General features: G+C 54.6%; 15 protein-coding genes and 1 pseudogene. 4 read left to right on the top strand and 12 right to left on the bottom strand.

Annotated features, from left to right (window positions below; all coding sequences use genetic code 11):
* Position 1 precedes the first annotated feature (1 nt).
* Entirely contained in the window at positions 2-2146 is a 2145-nt protein-coding gene (locus F1381_RS07515; RefSeq protein ID WP_187355235.1) for a peptide ABC transporter substrate-binding protein, read from the bottom strand.
* Positions 2147-2671: 525 nt separating this feature from the next.
* Between F1381_RS07515 and F1381_RS07510 the strand changes: the two genes are divergently transcribed.
* Positions 2672-3394, top strand: coding sequence for a YwiC-like family protein (locus tag F1381_RS07510; protein WP_151734193.1), 723 nt, complete (start codon positions 2672-2674; stop codon positions 3392-3394).
* Between the two features lie 115 nt (positions 3395-3509).
* Here F1381_RS07510 and ilvB read toward each other — a convergent pair whose 3' ends face one another.
* Entirely contained in the window at positions 3510-5186 is a 1677-nt protein-coding gene (ilvB, locus tag F1381_RS07505) for a biosynthetic-type acetolactate synthase large subunit (RefSeq protein WP_151734192.1), read from the bottom strand.
* Positions 5187-5361: 175 nt separating this feature from the next.
* On the opposite strand from ilvB, the gene F1381_RS07500 reads away from it, so the two are divergent.
* Positions 5362-5607 carry a hypothetical protein gene (locus tag F1381_RS07500; protein ID WP_246187940.1) on the top strand — a complete coding sequence of 82 codons (246 nt, stop codon included), beginning with the start codon at positions 5362-5364 and terminating at the stop codon, positions 5605-5607.
* A gap of 19 nt (positions 5608-5626) precedes the next feature.
* Here the strand turns inward: F1381_RS07500 and moaA are convergent, their stop codons facing one another.
* From moaA to F1381_RS07455, 9 genes are all read right to left on the bottom strand, one after another.
* Positions 5627-6643, bottom strand: coding sequence for a GTP 3',8-cyclase MoaA (gene moaA / locus F1381_RS07495; RefSeq protein WP_151734191.1), 1017 nt, complete (start codon positions 6641-6643; stop codon positions 5627-5629).
* A 57-nt stretch (positions 6644-6700) separates the two neighbouring features.
* Positions 6701-8191: an MFS transporter gene (locus F1381_RS07490; protein ID WP_151734190.1), complete on the bottom strand. Its 1491-nt coding sequence runs from the start codon at positions 8189-8191 to the stop codon at positions 6701-6703.
* A 322-nt stretch (positions 8192-8513) separates the two neighbouring features.
* Positions 8514-9161, bottom strand: coding sequence for a response regulator (locus tag F1381_RS07485; protein WP_151734189.1), 648 nt, complete (start codon positions 9159-9161; stop codon positions 8514-8516).
* Complete coding sequence (locus tag F1381_RS07480; protein ID WP_151734251.1) at positions 9158-10201, bottom strand: PAS domain-containing sensor histidine kinase; 1044 nt, start codon at positions 10199-10201, stop codon at positions 9158-9160. Before F1381_RS07480 ends, F1381_RS07485 begins: the two co-directional genes overlap by 4 nt.
* Positions 10202-10233: 32 nt before the next feature.
* Positions 10234-10692, bottom strand: a complete 459-nt coding sequence (locus tag F1381_RS07475) for a GAF domain-containing protein (protein WP_151734188.1) — start codon at positions 10690-10692, stop codon at positions 10234-10236.
* Positions 10693-10740: 48 nt separating this feature from the next.
* Positions 10741-11427 (bottom strand): respiratory nitrate reductase subunit gamma, encoded by a 687-nt coding sequence (gene narI, locus F1381_RS07470; protein WP_151734187.1) that lies wholly within the window; start codon positions 11425-11427, stop codon positions 10741-10743.
* On the bottom strand, positions 11424-11990 hold the full coding sequence (gene narJ / locus F1381_RS07465; RefSeq protein WP_151734186.1) for a nitrate reductase molybdenum cofactor assembly chaperone: 567 nt from the start codon (positions 11988-11990) through the stop codon (positions 11424-11426). Before narJ ends, narI begins: the two co-directional genes overlap by 4 nt.
* On the bottom strand, positions 11983-13548 hold the full coding sequence (gene narH / locus F1381_RS07460) for a nitrate reductase subunit beta (RefSeq protein ID WP_151734185.1): 1566 nt from the start codon (positions 13546-13548) through the stop codon (positions 11983-11985). Before narH ends, narJ begins: the two co-directional genes overlap by 8 nt.
* Positions 13538-17212 carry a nitrate reductase subunit alpha gene (locus F1381_RS07455; protein ID WP_151734184.1) on the bottom strand — a complete coding sequence of 1225 codons (3675 nt, stop codon included), beginning with the start codon at positions 17210-17212 and terminating at the stop codon, positions 13538-13540. Before F1381_RS07455 ends, narH begins: the two co-directional genes overlap by 11 nt.
* 299 nt (positions 17213-17511) lie before the next feature.
* Here F1381_RS07455 and F1381_RS07450 point away from each other — a divergent pair, with 299 nt between their 5' ends.
* Positions 17512-17931, top strand: a complete 420-nt coding sequence (locus F1381_RS07450; protein ID WP_151734183.1) for a hemerythrin domain-containing protein — start codon at positions 17512-17514, stop codon at positions 17929-17931.
* Positions 17932-17944: 13 nt separating this feature from the next.
* On the opposite strand, the pseudogene F1381_RS07445 reads toward F1381_RS07450, so the two are convergent.
* Positions 17945-18373 (bottom strand): annotated as a pseudogene (locus F1381_RS07445) (Rrf2 family transcriptional regulator); the annotation flags it as partial.
* A 152-nt stretch (positions 18374-18525) separates the two neighbouring features.
* Here F1381_RS07445 and hmpA point away from each other — a divergent pair.
* Complete coding sequence (gene hmpA / locus F1381_RS07440) at positions 18526-19719, top strand: NO-inducible flavohemoprotein (RefSeq protein WP_151734181.1); 1194 nt, start codon at positions 18526-18528, stop codon at positions 19717-19719.
* Positions 19720-19741: the final 22 nt, after the last annotated feature.

The following is a 19741-nucleotide window of genomic DNA, read 5'->3' as shown; positions in this document are numbered from 1 at the left end:
GCTATTCCACAGAGATCATATGAAGCCCGTAGAAATTGCCCCAGGCCCAAGGGTTGGATTGGACTCCGGTAATGCCCGGTTTCACCAGGAAGAATTGCTGCTGGTAGAACAGCGGAACCGTGTAGGCTTCATCCAGCAGGTAATTAATGACTTTGGCTGCGATCGGCGCGCCCTCTTCGACGGTAAGCGCGTTGACGAATTGCGTCTGCCACATTCTGAGATTCAGCAGATCTTTGGAGGAATACTTGTTGTAATAGACCTGCACATCCAAGGCGTTCTGGTTCAGCTTGCCGCCCGGAGCATTGGGGGCGACGAAGGTCCAGGCGGTGACGAAGGCAGCATGCTTCTCATCGTTAGTCTTGGCGTTCTTCCATACTTCCACGATCTGATCCCACTGTTCGGCTGTTGTCGGCACACCATCCTGCTTCAGATACGGCAGCCACTCTGCAGGCTGCTCGGAAATCCATTTCTCCAGGTAGGCGATATCTTCTTTGGCCGCCTGTTCAAGGGCTGCCCAGTCGCTCCACTCTACTCCGGCGTTCTTGTTGTCCGGATCGCCGTACTGCTCAATCGCCGGTTTGTAGTACACATCCTTCGTCCAGTCGACAAATTGCTTGGTCGCTTCAAGCGGCGCATCCAGCGTACCGAGGGAATATAGCTGCTGGGTAGCGCCCATATCCAGACCGCCAGGCTCGCTCCAGTTCGTGGCGCCCGAGGCGAGAATGAAGCCCGGCTTCGCATCGGCCTGCGGGCCATTGTACTGGTAGGCGTTGAACTGCGCTTCATTGAGCTGAATCAGTTCGGTCTTGATGCCCAGATTCTGCTCCAGCAGCTGACCGAGCGCAAGGGCGATTTGTTCCCCTTGGGCATCAACCTGCTTCACGCCGACATACAAGGCAAGCGTCGGCAGCCCTTTACCGTTCTCATAGCCTGCGTCTTTCAGCATCTGCTTGGCGGATTCCAGATCCTCGGCAATGCCGGTCTCCAGCTTCTCGGTCGGCCAGCCCGGCGTAGAGAAGATGTTAGTCGCACCGCCCATGCCGTTCAGCACCGATTCCACGATGGGCTTGCGCTGAACCGCCTTGGCTAAGGCCTGGCGCACTTCCTTCTTGTCATAAGGGGATTCCGTCTGCGGATTGCTCCAGAGCAGATATTTGATGGAATAATTCGGCGCAGTGTAGAGCTGGGATTTCAGCTCGTCGGATTTCTTCACGTACTGCAGATCCGATGCGCTCTGGATGAGGACGACATCGGCATGGCCGGACATGTAGTCTTCAACAGGAACCGTCGTAGCCGGGAGAACGTGGATAGTCTCGACGTTGCCGCGGTTAAGCTGGCCTTCGGGTCCCACATAATTCGGGTTGCTCACCATGATAAGCTCGCCGTTGGGCGTGAACGATTTTACTGTATATGGACCATTGCCCACAAAGTTACCGGGCTCAAACCACGTCCCCGGATTGGCTTCCACCGCCTTCTGGTTCATCGGCATCGAGCCGGCGAGCACAAGGCTGCCCAGGATGGCATGCGGTACAGTGGTTGTGATCTCAAAGGTATAATCATCGACGACCTTCAGCCCTACTTCTTCTTTAGCTACCGAGCCGGCATGATAAGCGTAGCTGTTCTTTACATAATTCAGCACACTTAGCCATAGCTGCGCCGTCGTGTTGGCGGGATCAAGCTGATACATGTAAGAGTAATAGAAGTCATTGGCGGTTACCGGGTCGCCGTTCGACCACTTGGCGTCTTTGCGGAGCGTAAAGGTCCAGGTCTTTTTATCTTCGGAAACAGTATAGCCTGTCGCAATCTTCGGAACGATCTCATTGTCCTGGTTGTAACCGTATAGGCCTTCCAGCAAAGTTCCCTGGCCTACCAGAATCTGACCCTGCCACTGCGTCGGATCGAGCGTCGGCATCTTCGGATTGAAGACGGTAACCGAGCTGCCTGCTTTGATTTCCGGATCAGAAGCGCTTTCATTTTTGACTGGTGTCTGTCCGACATCTCCGGCCGGCTTGCTCGTCGCAGCGGCGGTATTGCTGTTAGAATTCTTCTTATCTCCATTTGAGCTGTTATTGTCGTTGTTACAGGCAGTAGCTGATAACATAGAGCAGGTCAGAAGTAATGCAAGCACGGCATTCTTTTTCTTCATCCTTAAGCGTTCCCCCTTATAAATCATTAATGGAACTCAAACTAACAATTTTTATTATTGTTATATCTAAAGTTAGCAACTACCTTGAGTTTTATCAGCACCTCCTGTATGAATTTAGACCGTTAACTTGAAGACGAGCCTTCTGCTGTACAGCTTAATGTGTAACATTACCAATTGAGTAATCGCTTTCATTCTAAAATTCTCCAGCAGCGTTGTCAAGGGGAAATGTAATTTTATGTGTTAGTATAAAATGTTATTATCAAACTAACTTTGTGCATAAATTAATTATTGCCAATTTGCTATATTTCATTTATTTTAGCGTCCATTCCCTAATTTTCGCTAATTTATCAGTGCTGCGTATCGGCTTTCCTCCCTTTATCAGGGCTTGGCCTTCCTGGATAAGATTTATAATCATTTTGTAAAATCCTCTGTGTCTGCAGTCACTAATCCGTCTCTGCCCGGAGCGGTATAGTAATAATCGGAGCTGAAGAATGATCGGCTGCCGAATTATTTCTGTCAAGGAGGTTGAGGACGATCCGAAAATATATCCCTAACCAGCACGGCGCATGGGCGATGCTGATCCTGCCCTTTCTGTTCGGAATCGCCGCATCGGCGGGCCGGGTCAACCATATTCCATTTTTTATTTGCTGGCTGCTGATCTATTTGTTCAGCTTTCCGCTGCTGCAATGGGTCAAGACCGGAAGACGGGAACGCTACATCAAGCCTGTTACCCTATATGGATTGCTGCTCCTGCCCTTTGCTGCCTACCTGCTGACCGCCGAGCCCAGGCTGCTTGTCTTTGCCCTGCCGCTGCTGCCTTTGTTTGCGGTTAATCTCTATTATGCCAAAACCAAGAATGAACGCGCCCTGCTGAACGATATAGCGGCTGTGCTGGCCTTTTGCCTGATTCTCTTTCCGGTCTTCTATGTCGGCGGAGGGGAGAACTGGCGGGCTGCCACGGAGCTGTTTCTTTTGTCGGCCCTATATTTTGTCGGAACAGCTTTCTATGTCAAGACAGTCATCCGGGAGCGGAATAATACCCGTTTCTTTTACGGTTCATTACTGTACCATCTGCTGTTTGTCATCATCGGGGCAGTGCTCTTCCCTTCCCTGCTCGTCCCGCTTATGGTTCTGCTGGTACGCGCCGCCTGGCTGCCCAAGACGGGAATCACAGCCAAACGTACGGGTATGCTGGAGATCGGTTTTTCGCTGATGCTTTATGTGTGCGTGCTGGTGTTCTATTTCTAGCGATTTTGACCGCAACAAACTGCAACCCCAAAAAGGATGTTCCTGCGCTGGGCTTACGCCGGCTTTCGGAACATCCTTTTGCTTATCTATATGTGTATCTACCGCGGGCGGAAGGCTACTCGACGATCATTTCCTGATTGCTGGCTCCCGGAGGGACGATAGGATACACGTTCGTCTCTTCCGTGATATCAAACTCCATGACCACCGGTCCGTCAATGCTTAATGCCTTCGCAATAATATCTTCCGCCTCGGCCAGAGTACCGGCCCGGAATCCGGCAGCACCGAAAGAGCGGGCCAGGGCAACGAAATCGGGAGAGCTGATGCGCACCGCAGAATACCGGCGGCTATGGAACAGCTGTTGCCATTGCCGCACCATTCCCAGGTATCCGTTCTTGAGCACTGCCACTTTGACGTTCAGTCCCAGATCAACGGCTGTCATCATTTCCTGCATATTCATCTGAAAGCTGCCGTCCCCTGTGATGCAGAGCACCTCACGTCCGGGATAGGCAGCGGCGGCGCCGATGGCTGCCGGCAAGCCATAGCCCATTGTTCCCAGTCCACCGGAGGTCAGAAAGGAGCGCGCCTCCGAGAACGGGTAATACGTGGCCGTCCAAATCTGGTGCTGGCCGACGTCGGTTGCAATGATAGCCTCCCCTGCCGTGGCCGCCGCCAGGCAGCCGATGACCTCGGGAGCGGTCAATTTATTCTCCTGCACCCGCTGCGGCTTAGCGGAGCGCAGCGACCAGGTGTGAAGCTGCCGGCTCCAGTCCGAAAGCTCCTGCACCTGCAGCCGTTCCCGCAGACCTGCGAGTAAATCTTCGCAAGCTCCGACGATGGCGTGGTCCACCTTAATATTCTTGTTCAGCTCGGAGCGGTCCAGGTCGACCTGGATCTTCCAGGAGCCCGGCGAGAACGCTTTGCGCTTGCCGGTAACTCTGTCGCTGAAGCGGACGCCGAGACAGAGGACGGCGTCTGCAGCCTGCAGGGCACGGTTGGCAGCTACGCTTCCGTGCATGCCGACCATGCCCAGATGCAGGGAATGCCCGGAGGGCAGGACTCCCAGGCCCATCAGGGTGCTGGCTACCGGCAGGTCCCAGCGCTCCGCGAGCTCCCGCAGGAGCTGCGGCGTATTCCCGCCGATGCACCCGCCGCCGACAAGGATCAGCGGACGCTCCGAACGGTTCAGGCGTTCTGCCGCCTGATCCAGGTCCGCGGGTGCTATCGCCTGATAGGGCTCATATCCCCGGATGATTGGCGCAAGCTCTGCCGGAATATATTCATGCTCCGGCTTCCACTGCGCGTTCATCACATTCTTCGGCAGGTCGATCAGAACCGGGCCGGGACGGCCGGTGGTTGCTACATGAAAGGCTTCATTCACAATGCGCGGCAGCTCGGCCACGTCCCGGACAATATAATTATGCTTGGTTACGGGCATGGTCATCCCGTAGATATCCACTTCCTGAAAGCTGTCCAGGCCGATCAGGTCGGTTGAGACTTGTCCGGTCAATATAATAAGCGGAACGGAATCCATGTATGCCGTAGCAATTCCGGTAACTGCATTAGTCGCACCGGGCCCGCTTGTTACAAGCGCTACCCCCGGCCTTCCTGTAGCCCTGGCGTAACCGTCGGCGGCATGCACCGCAGCCTGTTCGTGCCTCACCAGGATATGCTCTATGCTGGTGCAGTCATATAAGGCGTCGTATAAAGGCAGTACGGCGCCGCCAGGATAACCGAAGATGATCTCGGTTTGTTTCTCGCTCAGCATCTGAATCAATAATTGGGCTCCATTCATCGGCTCATTCGTCTCCCGTCTGATCTGGGTATCATTCGCTGTTTCTCGGCTGCATAATAGGGGTAGTTTATAAGTTGAACTCAGGACACACACAGTCTTGGTTGTAATACGAGGAATGTTCGGACTTCCATCCTTAGATTTTTAAAAGTTCAACTTATAAGAGGAGGAATTAACAATGACCATGGATCCGCAATCCGGACAACAGCCGCAACTGACGAGGGAGGAACGGGAAGAGATCGGCCGCCGGACCAATGCCGGCTTTGCCCGCGTAGAACGGACAGCAACAGACGAGGGCGCGGCGGAGATCCCGACCGGACCGATCGGACAGCAGCTGACGGAAGAGGAAATCCGCCGCCGGGTCGGCGACGGTAATTTCGAAGCAGCCAAGAACGATCCTCAGATGGGTTCCATCAACAGTTAAGGCCAAAGTAAGCCTGATACTATCCGCCGATGTACGACATTCCAATTTTGTCGCGGTGCTGCCTAGTCTGTTCTGTGCGCTCTTCGGAATAACGGTCGGCCCGGCGCTCCCATACCCTCTTAATGGCGGCCAGGAGACTGTCGTCGTCCGCTTCGCTGCGCAGCATCCGCCGCAGGTCCAATCCCTCCGAGGCGAACAGGCAGGTATAGAATTTTCCGTCGGAGGACAGCCGGGCACGGGTGCAGGAGGAGCAGAAGGATTCGGATACCGAGGTGATGAAGCCGACTTGCGCTGCACTTCCCTTGTATCTGTAGCGCTTGGCGACTTCGCCGAAATAATGCTGATCGAGCGCCTCCAGCTCATATGCGCTTTGGAGGCGCTCCAGTATTTCCTGCTTCGTGACCACTTTGTCCATGCTCCAGCCGTTGCCGCCCCCCACATCCATGAATTCAATGAAGCGGAGCATGATGCCTTTGCTGCGGAAATAGCCGGCCATCGGCAGAATCTCCGATTCATTGAGTCCGCGCTGAACCACCATGTTCACCTTAACCTCGAATCCGGCTTCAGCCGCATGATCAATCTGCCGCAAGACCACCTCAGGCTTGACGCCCCGTCCGTTCATCTTACCGAACAGCACAGGGTCAAGGGCATCCAGACTGATATTCAGCCGCCGCAGTCCGGCTGCGTAGAGAGGCTCCGCATGCTGACGCAGGAAGACCCCGTTTGTCGTTAATCCGATATCCTCCACACCGTCGATGCTGCACAGCTTCGCCGTAAGCTCGGGAAGATTGCGCCGCATCAGCGGCTCGCCGCCGGTCAGCCGCAGCTTCCGCACCCCGAGGGCAACGAACAGCCGCGCCAGCCGCTCGATTTCTGCAAAGGTCAGCTGCTCGCTGCTGGGCATAAAGGCGTAATCATCGCCGAACAACTCTTTGGGCATGCAATAGGAGCAGCGGAAATTGCACCGGTCGGTGACCGAAATCCGCAAATCGCGGATCGGCCGCCGAAGTTGATCTTCTAGTGGATGTACATTCATCTGGTCATCTTCCCTTCTTTACTGCTCCCATGCGCCTTTCCTTGTGCAGCAGCCCCGCTATTTGCCTGATATATCGCTGAAGGTACCTACATAACGCACGTCCTCGCCGGTCTCGTCTTTCACAGCACTGATATTCAGCCACTGCAAATATTCTTGTCCGTTCTTGCGCTTGTTCCAAATCTCGCCTTGCCACATTCCCTTAGCCCGGATTTCCGCCCACATCCCCCGGTAGAAATCCTTGGATTGCCGGCCGGACTTCAGAATGCTAGGCTGCTTGCCCAGCACCTCCTCTTCGCTGAAGCCCGTTAGTTTCGTGAAGGCAGGGTTAACGGATTTGATCCGCCCGGATACATCGGTCACCATAATCCCCTGGCCGGTTGAATTAAACACTTCCGCTGTAAGTGCCAGCCGGTCCTGGTAATACAGCCAGACTACCAGCACCAAAGAGGCCAGTGCGACTTGCGACAGCAGCATAAATCCGATGGCATACTGCCCGGTGGCGGAATAAATCAGCGACAGCATGATCGGCGGGAAGAATCCCCCCAGGCCGCCCATCATCGAGACGATGCCGTTGGCGATCCCCGCCTGCTTGTTGAAATACAAGGGAACCAGTTTGAAAATAACGCCGTTCCCGATGCCCGCACTGACGGCAATGGCCAGACAGCCTGCCGTATACAGCCCCATTGATGGTAGAAAGGCCAGCACAATGGCAGCGACGGTATAGATGCTGAACGTGCCTATCAGCAGGAACAGGGGCTGGAACTTATCGGCCAGCCATCCGCCTACCGGACGGAAGAAGGTCGCGGCAGCGATGAAGCCGGCGGTACGCATCCCGGCATCGACTTTTTCCAGATCGAAGTTGGATACGAGGAAATTGGGCAAATACACCGTAAACGCCACGAACGACCCGAAGGTAATGAAATAGAACAGCGAGAAGAGCCACAGCTTCTCATTGCGGGCCACGCCTTTGATCTGGTCAATGATCGGCGTCTTCACTTTGGGCTCCCGGCGGTCGCCGAGAAAGAAATTCAGCACGATGAACACCAGCAGCAGAATCAGATAAATCTTGACGGCCACAGGCCAGCCGAAACGGTCAGCCACAATCGGGGCCGAAAAGGTCGTAATTGCCGTACCGATGTTGCCGATCCCGTAGATCCCGTTTACCAGCCCGTGCTTTTCCTTGGCATAATACTTGGGCAGCGAAGTAACCCCTACCGAGAATACCGCTCCGCCGATCCCCAGAAAGAGTCCGCCGATAATAAGATGCGTCATTGTAGTCGCTTCACTGATAAAATAAACCGGAAACAGCAGCAGAATAAAGCTGGCCATAAAAATGACCCGTGCTCCCAAAATGTTCGCGTAGTAACCAAGCGGAATCCGCAGAATGGAGCCCAGGACCACCGGTATGGCGGTAACGATTGCCAGTTGTCCGGACGGTATGCTGATGTCCTCGGAAATATAAGGCATCAGCGAGGAAATAATCACCCATACCATAAAACCGATAATCAAGTTCAGTGTTTGCAGCGGCAGCTGCACCTTTTTAATCATTCCATTCCACTCACCTTTTCGCACAATATTTCTCCTGATTGTATGTACTGCTGTCTCTCTCCTGTCCTCATTGTATCTGCCGTCCCCCCTGTGCAGATATAGGGGAGTCCCCTCTCCCTGAGAGGGGAAACCCTGAAAATGCACTCAGGAGCCCTTTGTGCATAGGGATAACAAGGGAGAGCCCGGTTAGGGTAGGCATTTCCCTGAAATAAAATAACCCCACAAAGTGGGGCTTTGGCATGAAGCCGGTTCCGGTACTTTGCGGGGACCCCGGAAACTCATAAATGTTGGATGTAAAAAATCCGCTTCGGCCGAAACGGATTCAGAAGTCGAGCATTTTTTTCCTCAAAGCGTATTCGACCAGCTCCGGCCGGCTCTTCAGATTCAATTTCTCCATAATCTTCGCCTTGTGGGCTTCTACCGTCTTCACGGAAATAAACAGCTTCTCGGCGATTTCCTTATTGCCGTAACCTTTGGCAATCAGGGGCAGGATCTCCAGCTCCCGCTTCGACAACATTTCAAACAGATCCTCGGTGCCCTCGGATTTGTCCTTCTTGATGAATTCACGGACCAGAGAGGTTGCCATCTTGGGATGAATATAAGTGCCGCCTTCGTAAATCGTCCGGATCGCGAGCAGCAACTCTTCGTCCGGCGCACTCTTGAGCACATAGCCGGAAGCCCCGTTCTTCAGCACATGAAACAGATATTCTTCATCGTCATGCATCGTAAGAATAAGGATTTTGGTTTCCGGATAATCCTCTTTAATCTTGCCGGTGGCGATCAGCCCGCTCTCGCCCGGCGGCATGCTCAGGTCCATAATCAGTAGATCCGGACGCAGCTTGGCCACCATGGCATACGCTTCGATGCCGTCGGCTGCCGCACCGATGACCTCGATATCCTCCTGAAAGTTCAGAATCATCGAGAAGCCGCTGCGCACCATCGCGTGGTCGTCGGCAATGACGATTCTCATTCGGGATTCCCCTCCTTGTTCAGCGTATTTCTTAACGGAATCTGCAGCAATATACGGGTCCCCCGGCCCACGCCGGAATCCACGCTGAAGGTGCCGCCTACCAGCTCCGCCCGCTCCTGCATGCCGAACAGTCCTAGTCCGGTTCCGCCGGGTTCATCGCCCGGGTGAAAGCCGATGCCCTCATCTTCGACCAGCAGCCGCAGCACACCGTCGTTCTCCGCCAGCGTTACCTTGACTTTGTCGACCTGGGCATATTTCAGCGCATTCAGCACGGCTTCCTGGCATACCCGGTACATGACCGTTTCGATCTCGCTGCCGTACCGCTTATCGGACAGCTGGGAGTGGAACTCGATGACAAGACCGTAGCTCTGCTCCATCCGTTTGAAATGGGAGCGGAAGGCCGCCTCCAGTCCGAAATCATCCAGCGCCGCCGGGCGCAGCTCGACGGACAGATTGCGGATATCATTCAGCAGCCGGGTCATCGACATTTCGGTCTGCTTCACTTTCTTCAGCAGCTGTTCGTCGGCCGTCATGTACTTCAGCAGCCGCAGATCGATGACCGCCCCCATGACTTCCTGGGCTACGCTGTCATGCAGCTCGCGGGAGATCCGTTTGCGTTCATTCTCCTGCGCCTCTATGACGTGCTTCATCATTTTGTTCTGGTAGAATTTCTCCTGGGTCTTGAACTGCCGGGTTAAATCCCGCAGCATAAACACCCGGACACCGGATGCTTCATCGATTGTATGAAAAGTCGCGGCAAACGGAATGATTCCCTTATCCTTCGTCTCCAGATAAACCTGGTAGGAGCTGAACTCCTCGGAATCGGGCGTATTGAAATAGCAGTTGTGACAGGTCCGCAGCTCCAGTTCACTGGTATAGCCCCGGCAGGTCCCGCAAAGGGCTTCGGGATATCCCTGGTAGAGCTGCTTCAGAATATCCGGGTCCACAATGTTCTTGGCTGCCGGATTCATTGCGAGCGCCCTTCCTTCCCGGTCGAAGAAGAAAATCGCTTCCGTGCTGTTCTCGAACAGCTTCATCATCAAGGCATCGGACAAATCAGCATCCCGGGTTCTCAACTCAGCAACAATTCCTTCCCGTTCAATTCTCCGATGCCCCTGCGGGCAGCTTCCTCCAGAGCCTGCAGCATCTCTGCGTTAACCCGGCGGCCGCTGCGGAATCCGCCTAGCAGAACACCCTCTACGCGGGCGTCATTCCAGACAGGAACAGCACCGATACTGTTCAGATTCTCCATCTTCGTAATGGGGTAGTTGAACAAGTTATCCGGTCTCACATCTTCCTGTACCGAAGAAATCAAGAATGGCTTTCCGGTCTTAAACACGATGCCTGCGATGCCTCTTCCCGATTGCAGCACAATTCGTTTATAGCGATCATTGGTGTTGCCGGAGGCGTACTTCCAGCGGAGAACATAATCGTATTCCGCCGGTTCGGCCAGTGCAAGCGACATGAAATCATATCCCAGAGCCGTGCGGAGCATGTGCAGCTCCTGACCGTAATCCACCTTGTTTATCATCGTTTTCTCTCCTATAGTAAACGGCGGAAGATGCGTCCGCTCCCGTCCTTAATTCGATTTATTCCTTCTGTATAGGATATAACTTCTGCCTATATAATTCAACGGAACGCTCCAGACATGGACCAGACGGCTAAACGGCCAAAAGGCGAAAATAGCAAACCCGGTAAGAATATGCAGCTTAAAAGAGAATGGCACATCCGCCATCAGCGACGGGTCGGGGCGGAACATGAACAGGCCGCGGAACCAGACAGAGATCGTCTCCCGGTAATCGAATTCAGGCTGGACGGCATTGGTCACCACCGTGGAATACATGCCCATAAAGACGATGAAGAGCAGCAGCGTATTGACTATCAGGTCGGACGCGCTGCTGAGCCGGCGTACATTCTTGATCGTAAAGCGGCGGGACGTCAGAATAAGCATGCCCACCAGCGTTGCTGCACCGAAAACCCCGCCGATATAGACAGCTCCGATATGATAGAGATGTTCGCTTACACCGAGCGCCTCCATCCATGACTTCGGAATGCCGAGTCCGGCGACGTGGCCCATAATCACGGGAATGATCCCCAGATGGAACAGGATGCTGCCGAATTTCAGCTGTTTCTTCTCAATGAATTCACTGGATTTCGCCGTCCAGTTGAACTGGTCCTTGCGGTAGCGGTAAATATGTCCCCCGATAAAGACGACGAGACACATATAGGGAACGATTACCCATAGAAACTGGTTGAACATATTCATGAACGGGGGGCCTCCTGTCGTACACAAGCCTTAATGGTTTCGCGCAATCCTTTGACCAGATGGAAATAAGGACTCTCATTCCGCTCCAGCGCTTGAAGCAGATGGTAAGTGCCGTCCTCAAAGATGGCCATCAGCATCCGGAAATTCTCCTGGGCGTCCGGATTTCCGCGCCACTCTGCGGCGTACAGAAACTCGCACATCAGCGGCAAATAATCGGGCAGCTCGCCCTCCGGCATTTCAAGGCCGAACATTTCGTAGAGCAGCTTCGTCTTGGCCAGGATTTGTCCCCGTTCCTTCGCATCCTCGAACTTGAAATAAGTCATATAAAGGGCACAATGCTTCTGAAAATCAAAGGTAGCCGCATACTGCTCCTGGATTTCCTCAAGACTGTAATTCTGCATAAGCATCCAGTAAGTGTGCACATGTTCGTAACCCGGATGGGCTGCATCAAACGCTTCCTCCAGAAAAGCCGGATGGAAATCAAGCTTCTCCGGATACATGAGCTGCAGAGAGAAATAACCGAAGGATTGCTTATACTTATGCAATTGCTCTAAATCAATCACGCCAGATCCCTCCGTAGAAATTCTCTTCAAGCGTTTGTTTGCCGTCCTTGATGGTGATGCCGGGTGCGCTGGCCGGACCGCAGCCACTGCAGCCGGAGCCCATATCCCCCATTAGATCGCCGAAGCCCGCCGAGCCTTGGGCGCGGTAAGGATTCATATGCTGCTCCTTGTGGGAGGTCGGAATCACAAAGCGGTCTTCATACTTGGCGATGGCCAGCAGCCGGTACAAATCTTCCATCTGCTGTGCAGTCATTCCTACGCGTTCCAGACGGGCGGCGTCAAATTCCTGCCCGGTTGACTGGGCGCGTTTGAAAGAACGCATCATCGCCATCCGCTGCAGTGCTTCTTTGACGGTCTCGGTATCGCCCGCTGTCAGCATGTTCGCCAGATACTGGATCGGCGTACGCATCTCTTCGATGGCCGGGAAGATCATATCCGGGTTATTCAGCGAATCCTTGCCTTCAAAATAATTCATGATCGGGCTAAGCGGCGGCACGTACCAGACCATCGGCAGCGTCCGGTATTCCGGATGCAGCGGGAAAGCCAGCTTATGCTCGATGGCCAGCTTGTAAACCGGCGAGTTCTGGGCAGCCTCCAGCCAGTCCTGCGAAATGCCGTCCGCCTTGGCCTGGGCGATGATCTCCGGATCATGCGGATTCAGGAAGAGATCGCACTGTGCCTGGTACAGATCCTGTTCATCCGGCACCGAAGCGGCGTCATGCACCTTGTCGGCGTCATAGAGCAGCACGCCCAGATAGCGGATGCGGCCGGTACAGGTTTCGGAGCATACGGTCGGCAGGCCCGCTTCCACACGCGGGAAGCAGAACGTGCATTTCTCGGCTTTATTGGTCTGCCAGTTGAAGTAAACCTTCTTGTACGGGCAGCCCGTCATGCAATACCGCCAGCCGCGGCAGGCTTCCTGGTCTACGAGGACGATGCCGTCTTCATCGCGTTTGTACATGGCGCCGGAAGGGCAGGAAGCCACACAGCTCGGATTGAGGCAATGTTCGCACAGGCGGGGCAGGTAGAGCATAAAGGACTGCTCGAAATTGAATTTGATTTCTTCTTCGATCTTCTGGATGTTCGGGTCCTGCGGTCCGGTCACATGTGCTCCGGCCAGGTCATCCTCCCAGTTCGGTCCCCATTCGAGGTCCATTTTCTCGCCGGTTACCGCAGAATGGGCACGGGCGACCGGGCTGTGCTTCTGCTCGCCGGCTTCAGTAAGATGCTCGTAGTTATAAGTCCATGGTTCATAGTAATCCTTCATTTCCGGCATATCGGGATTGTAGAAGATTTTGCCGAGCGCGATCTTGGACAGCTTGTTGCCGGATTTCAGCTCCAGCTTGCCCTTCCGCAGCTGCCAGCCGCCTTTATACAGCTCCTGGTCTTCCCAGCGCTTCGGATAGCCGATTCCCGGCTTTGTCTCCACATTGTTGAACCACATATATTCCGCACCCTTGCGGTTGGTCCAGGTTGTCTTACAGGTCACACTGCACGTATGGCAGCCGATGCATTTATCCAGATTCATTACCATTGCCACTTGCGCTTTAATTTTCAAGCCAGTCAACCTCCTTCTTCTTGCGGACGGCTACGTAGACATCACGCTGGTTGCCGATAGGACCGTAGTAGTTGAAACCGTAGCTGAGCTGAGCGTAGCCGCCGACCATCTGCGTAGGCTTCAGATGGATCCGGGTAGGCGCATTATGACTCCCCCCGCGTGTATCGGTAATTTCCGAGCCCGGCACTTGAATGTGCTTATCCTGGGCATGGTACATAAACATGGTGCCGCGCGGCATCCGGTGGCTGACAACCGCCCGGGCGGTGACAACACCGTTGCGGTTGTAGACCTCCAGCCAGTCATTGTCGTTAATGCCGTGGCCGTCTGCATCCTCGTCGTTGATCCAAACGGTCGGGCCGCCGCGGAAGAGCGTCAGCATATGCTGGTTATCCTGATAGGTGGAATGGATATTCCACTTGCCGTGCGGCGTCAGATACCGGAGAACCAGCGAATCCTGGCCGCCCTTCACTTTCTTGTCGCGCGGACCGAATACCATCGGCGGCAGGGTCGGCTTGTAGACCGGCAGTGCCTCGCCGAACTGCTGGAAGATTTCATGGTCAATATAGAAATGCTGTCTTCCGGTCAATGTCCGGAAGGGAACGAGCCGTTCGATATTGGTCGTGAACGGCGAATACCGGCGGCCCTGCTTGTTCGAGCCGCTGAATACCGGCGTCGGGATGACTTCCCGCGGCTGTGCCGTGATGCTCTGGAAGGTAATCCGCTCCGCCGCCCGGTCGGCCGAGATATCGCGCAGCTCGACGCCCGAATCTTTCTCGGCCTGTGCATATGCCTTCTGGGATACGCGGCCGTTCGTGGCCGACGACAGATGCAGGATGGCATCGGCCGCCTGACGGGCGGTCGCCAGCTTCGGCAGGCCGTTCTTAATCGATTCGTCGTAGTACACACCGCTCAGCTTCTTCAGCTCTTCGTATTCTTCAGCCACAGAGAAGCTGATGCCGTGAGCACCGGCTTTGCCGACCGCGAGATTCGGGCCGAGCGAAATGAATTTATCGTGAATCTTCGTATAGTCCCGTTCTACGATGCTCAGGTTCGGCATCGTTCTACCCGGAACGGCGTCAACCTCGCCCTTGGCCCAATCCTTCACCATCCCCAGCGGCTGTGAAATTTCGCCGATGGAGTCATGTCCAAGCGGTGTGGAGACCAGATCTTTATAGATGCCCGGAAGATGCGATTTAGCCATCTCCGAGAATACTTCGGCCAGCCCGCGGTATATATCCCAGTCGGAGCGGGATTCCCACAGCGGATTGACGGCCGGATTGAACGGATGTACAAACGGATGCATGTCGGTCGAAGACAGGTCGGTCTTTTCATACCAGGTTGCCGCAGGCAGTACGATATCTGCATACAGCGGCGTAGTCGTCATCCGGAAGTCCAGCGCAACCATGAGATCCAGCTTGCCTTCCACATCCTCGCGCCAGATGATTTCCTCCGGCTTCTCTTCGGTATTCGGTTCAGCCAGCAAGCCGTCCGACGCGCCCAGCAGATGCTTCATGAAATACTCCTGCCCCTTAGCCGAGCTGGAGATCAGATTCGAGCGCCAGATAAACAGCGAGCGCGGGAAGTTCTCGGGTGCACCCGGATCTTCTACAGCGAAACGGGTCTTGCGCGATTTCAGCTCCTCCAGGGCATGGCCCACGATATCGCTGTTCGCGGTCTTGCCCTGCTGCGCAGCTTCTTCGGCGAACAGCAGGCTGTTCTTGTTGAATTGCGGGAAAGACGGCAGCCAGCCAAGACGGGCTGCAAGCACGTTGTAGTCGGCCGGATGGCGGTAAGCCACTTCCCCGCCGGTAGGCGACTTCAGGGAATCAGTGCCGCTCTCCTCATACCGCCACTGATCGGTGGCGAAGTAGAAGAAGGAAGTAGCATTCTGCTGGCGGGCCGCACCCTGCCAGTCTTTGGCGAAGGCGACGGTAGACCAGCCTTCGATCGGACGGCATTTCTCCTGTCCCACATAATGGGCCCAGCCCCCGCCGTTGACACCCTGGGATGCGGTCAGTACGACCAGGTTCAGGATCGAACGGTAGATCGTATCGCTGTTGAACCAGTGATTGATGCCCGCCCCCATAATGATCATCGAACGGCCGCCCGTATCAAGGGAATTCTGGGCGAATTCGCGGGCGATCTGTACAACAACGCTCGCCTTAACCCCGGTAACCTTCTCCTGCCAGGCCGGCGTATAATGGGACTGATCATCGGTGTACCCTTTGGCATTAAACGGGCTTGCGGTCCGGGCGATACCGTATTGGCTCATCATCAGATCGTACACGGTAGCCGCCAGCCGCTCTGTGCCGTCTGCCAGCCGGATGGTCCGGACCGGAATGACCCGTTTGAATACGCCGTTGCTGGCATTGTCAAAGTAAGGGAACACAATTTCTGTCCATTGCCCCCCATGCTCTTCCATACTGAGCGCCGGCTCAATCTTAGTGCCGTCTTCCCGCTCCAGAATCAGGTTCCAGGCTTTGCCTTCCTCCCAGCGCTGGCCCATGGTGCCGCCCGGCACGATAACTTCGCCGGCAGCTTCGTCGAAGATCACCGGCTTCCATTCGGCATGCGGCGTGGTGTCGCCCAGATCGCTGGCCCGCAGGAACCGCCCGCCCTTCCAGGAATCCTCGTGCTCATCCAGCAGGATCAGGAACGGCATATCGGTATATTGCTTGGCATAATTAATAAATTGCGCTTCCCGGCGTTCATGGTAGAACTCGTTCAGAATGACATGGGTCATCGCCTGAGCAAGCGCAGCGTCAGTTCCCGGATTCGGCGCCAGCCAGTTGTCGGCGAATTTGACATTCTCCGCGTGATCCGGCGCTACCGAGACAACCTTCGTGCCTTTATAGCGCACCTCGGTCATGAAGTGGGCATCCGGTGTCCGCGTCAGCGGCACATTGGAGCCCCACATCATCAAATATCCGGCATTGTACCAGTCGGAGGATTCCGGTACGTCCGTCTGTTCTCCCCAGATCTGCGGCGAGGCCGGCGGAAGATCGGCATACCAGTCATAGAAGCTCAGCATCTGTCCGCCAAGCAGCGATATGAAGCGGGCTCCCGAGGCATAGCTGACCATAGACATAGCCGGAATCGGCGTGAAGCCGGCAATCCGGTCCGGGCCATACTTGCGGATTGTATAGATCAGCTGGGCTGAAATGAGGCGGAGTACATCATCCCAGGCTACGCGGATATGTCCGCCTTTGCCGCGGGCTTGTTTGTACTGGCTGGACTTATCAGGATTCTCGACAATGCTGGCCCAGGCATCAATGTAGTTGTCATGCTCGGACAGCGCGGTCTGCCACAGCCGCCACAGCTTGCCGCGGACATAAGGATATTTCACACGCAGCGGGCTGTACTCATACCAGGAAAAGGTAGCTCCGCGGGGACACCCGCGCGGCTCGAATTCCGGCATATCCGGACCGCAGGAAGGATAATCTATCTGCTGGTTCTCCCAGGTGATGATTCCGTTCTTCACGAATACCTTCCAGCTGCAGGAGCCGGTACAGTTCACTCCGTGGGTCGTGCGGACAACCTTGTCATGGGACCAGCGCTGACGGTACATGTTCTCCCAATCGCGGTTCTTCTCCTCGAGAATGGACCAGTTCCCGGAATAGCTCTCAAGCGGTTTGAAAAAATTGAGGCCGAATTTCTTCTTCATCGATGTCGTACACTCCTTTGCAGAACACTCATTAACTCCATTATGAATCTACCGCCTCGCGGTTCCCATTAGGGAATGTCCTATTGAGGAACGGGAAATCCCTTGATTATAGGCGCCGGCAAAGGGCGGCATAGCAAAAGCCCCGCTCTCCATGAGCGGGGCTGCGGAACACTATTAAAATTTTGAACTAAAAAGCGGCTCAGGGATTTCCCTCTTTCGCTGCGGGGAATTCCTTACCGGTAATTTTAACGGCGGCTTCCATGCTATACTATGAAATAAAAAATGAGAGGATGAGCCTGATGCCAGGACCATCATTATGGCAGCACGCTGCCCACCATGCCATTCACGAAGGAGGCCTGTCCGGTGCGGCAGCCAAAACCGAAGAAGTGGAGGAGCTGCTGATCGCCAAGGAATTTGCCGTGGCGCGCCAGGCGGCCGAGCATTTGATCGAGTATTGGGAGACACGGATCATCAGTCATGCCGACGCCGAAGAAGAAGGCTTCTATCAGGACATGGCGCAGCAGAACCCCGGGCTGGCAGATGATGTTCTGCGGCTTGCCCGCGACCATGAATTGATGCGGATCATTGTACGGGACGTTAAGGTCCTATTGGCTGAGCAAGGCCTCACTCCGGAGGTGCTTCTGCAGTTTCATGCCCTGCTGGTGGTGAATGCCGTTCATAGCCGGGAAGAGGAGCGTCTGCTGTTCGGACAGGGCTGATGTTCTCATTCAATTGCAGCAGTACCCGCAGATCTTCGGTATTCACTAATAAATCCTGCAGCGTGTATTCATCCAGCACTTGCAAATAGGCCTGGAGCGCCCGTCCGAGCGCTCCTTTCAGTCTGCACACCGGGCTGATCGGGCAGCGGCCCCCGGAAGGCTGGAAGCATTCCACCAGATAGAAATCGTCCTCCATCCTGCGGACAACCGCACCGATATTAATCTGTTCCGGGGCAAGCGCCAGCCGTATCCCTCCCCGGCGCCCCCTCACTGTCTCAATGTATCCCGCTTTCCCCAGCTCATGCGACACCTTCATCAAATGATTCTTGGAAATCCCGTATTTCCCGGATATCTCTTGTATAGTAGACAATTCACTGCGGTTCTTGCTCCCCAAATAAATCAGGATCCGCAGGGAGAAATCGGTGTACAATGTGAGCCTCATACCCCACCCCTAAACCAATGCATAGTATGTGATCTATGCTACAAATAATAGCATATAAATTGTCCATTTTGTTAAAGTGGTATTTTAAATATATCTTTTTAGTTAAAAAGCGTATATATTAAATTCGTGATATTCGAGAGGAGTCGAAAACTATGTTATCCGAACAAACCAGAGAAATTGTTAAATCAACAGCACCTGTATTAGCCGAACATGGAACCACGATTACCACTGTATTTTACCGCAATATGTTGGCCGCCCATCCGGAGCTGCTGAACGTGTTTAACCATGCGAACCAGGTCCAGGGACGCCAGCAGGCGGCGTTGGCAAACGCCGTATATGCGGCAGCCGTTCACATCGACAACCTGGAGAACATCCTGCCGGCGGTCGTGCAGATTGCCCACAAGCATGTCAGCCTCGGAATTAAACCGGAGCAGTATCCGATTGTCGGCGAATTCCTGCTGAAGGCCATTAAGGAAGTGCTTGGCGATGCAGCGACTCCGGAGATTCTCAAAGCCTGGGAAGAAGCATATGGTGTTATTGCCGATGCCTTTATCGGGGTTGAAGCCGATATGTACAAGACAGCCAGAGAACAGGAGCACGGCTGGAATTTCTTCAAACCGTTCACCGTTGCCCGCAAAATCCGGGAAAGCGAGAACATCACCTCCTTCTATCTGAAGCCTGCGGACGGCTCCAAGGTTCCGGACTATAAGCCAGGACAGTACATTTCTGTACGGGTTTCGATTCCGGGCGAAGAGTACATGATGATCCGCCAGTACAGCCTGTCCCAGGCGCCTGCGGACGATGAATTCCGTATTTCCGTGAAGCGCGAAGAGAATCAGGACTCGAATGGCGTGGTTTCCCTGTATCTTCACCAGCAGCTTAACGAAGGCGACACCGTTGAGGTTAGCCCTCCAGCCGGAGAGTTTGTTCTTGATACTGCAAAGACTACACCGGTAGCCTTTATTTCCGGCGGTGTAGGCATTACACCGATGATGAGCATGTTCGAGACGGTGGCGGCGGCTACGCCGGAGCGGCCAACCGTATTTCTGCACTCCGCACGGAACGAATCCCTTGCCGCTTTCCGCGCGGATGTCGAGAAGCACGCTGCCGCAATGAGCCATGTCGAGACCAAGTTCTTCTATTCCGGGGGACCGGACGGTATTATCACAGGTGAGACGCTGGGCAAATATGTGGATATCACCGGCGACGCTTACGTTTGCGGACCTGTACCTTTTATGGAGGCCATGATCCGGGGGCTGCGCGCGCTTGGCATGAAGGAAGAACAGATTCACTATGAGTTCTTTGGTCCTGCCCAGCAGTTGAATCCGGTTCTTTCAGTAAAATAGTGCAGAAAGAGCAGCGTCGCAT

This window comes from Paenibacillus tengchongensis, assembly GCF_008973665.1.
Classification (GTDB): Bacteria; Bacillota; Bacilli; order Paenibacillales; family Paenibacillaceae; genus Paenibacillus_AQ; species Paenibacillus_AQ tengchongensis.
Note: the sequence above shows the minus strand (reverse complement) of the source record. Positions and strands in the feature narration are given on the sequence as shown.

Bases quoted from the DNA above. Each gene is read 5' to 3' on its own strand.
- F1381_RS07515 (WP_187355235.1), bottom strand. From the start codon at position 2,146: ATGAAGAAAAAGAATGCCGTGCTTGCATTACTTCTGACCTGCTCTATG.
- ilvB (WP_151734192.1), bottom strand. From the start codon at position 5,186: ATGAATGGAGCCCAATTATTGATTCAGATGCTGAGCGAGAAACAAACC.
- F1381_RS07500 (WP_246187940.1), top strand. From the start codon at position 5,362: ATGACCATGGATCCGCAATCCGGACAACAGCCGCAACTGACGAGGGAG.
- moaA (WP_151734191.1), bottom strand. From the start codon at position 6,643: ATGAATGTACATCCACTAGAAGATCAACTTCGGCGGCCGATCCGCGAT.
- F1381_RS07490 (WP_151734190.1), bottom strand. From the start codon at position 8,191: ATGATTAAAAAGGTGCAGCTGCCGCTGCAAACACTGAACTTGATTATC.
- F1381_RS07485 (WP_151734189.1), bottom strand. From the start codon at position 9,161: ATGAGAATCGTCATTGCCGACGACCACGCGATGGTGCGCAGCGGCTTC.
- F1381_RS07480 (WP_151734251.1), bottom strand. From the start codon at position 10,201: ATGATGAAGCTGTTCGAGAACAGCACGGAAGCGATTTTCTTCTTCGAC.
- F1381_RS07475 (WP_151734188.1), bottom strand. From the start codon at position 10,692: ATGATAAACAAGGTGGATTACGGTCAGGAGCTGCACATGCTCCGCACG.
- narI (WP_151734187.1), bottom strand. From the start codon at position 11,427: ATGAATATGTTCAACCAGTTTCTATGGGTAATCGTTCCCTATATGTGT.
- F1381_RS07455 (WP_151734184.1), bottom strand. From the start codon at position 17,212: ATGAAGAAGAAATTCGGCCTCAATTTTTTCAAACCGCTTGAGAGCTAT.
- F1381_RS07450 (WP_151734183.1), top strand. From the start codon at position 17,512: ATGCCAGGACCATCATTATGGCAGCACGCTGCCCACCATGCCATTCAC.
- hmpA (WP_151734181.1), top strand. From the start codon at position 18,526: ATGTTATCCGAACAAACCAGAGAAATTGTTAAATCAACAGCACCTGTA.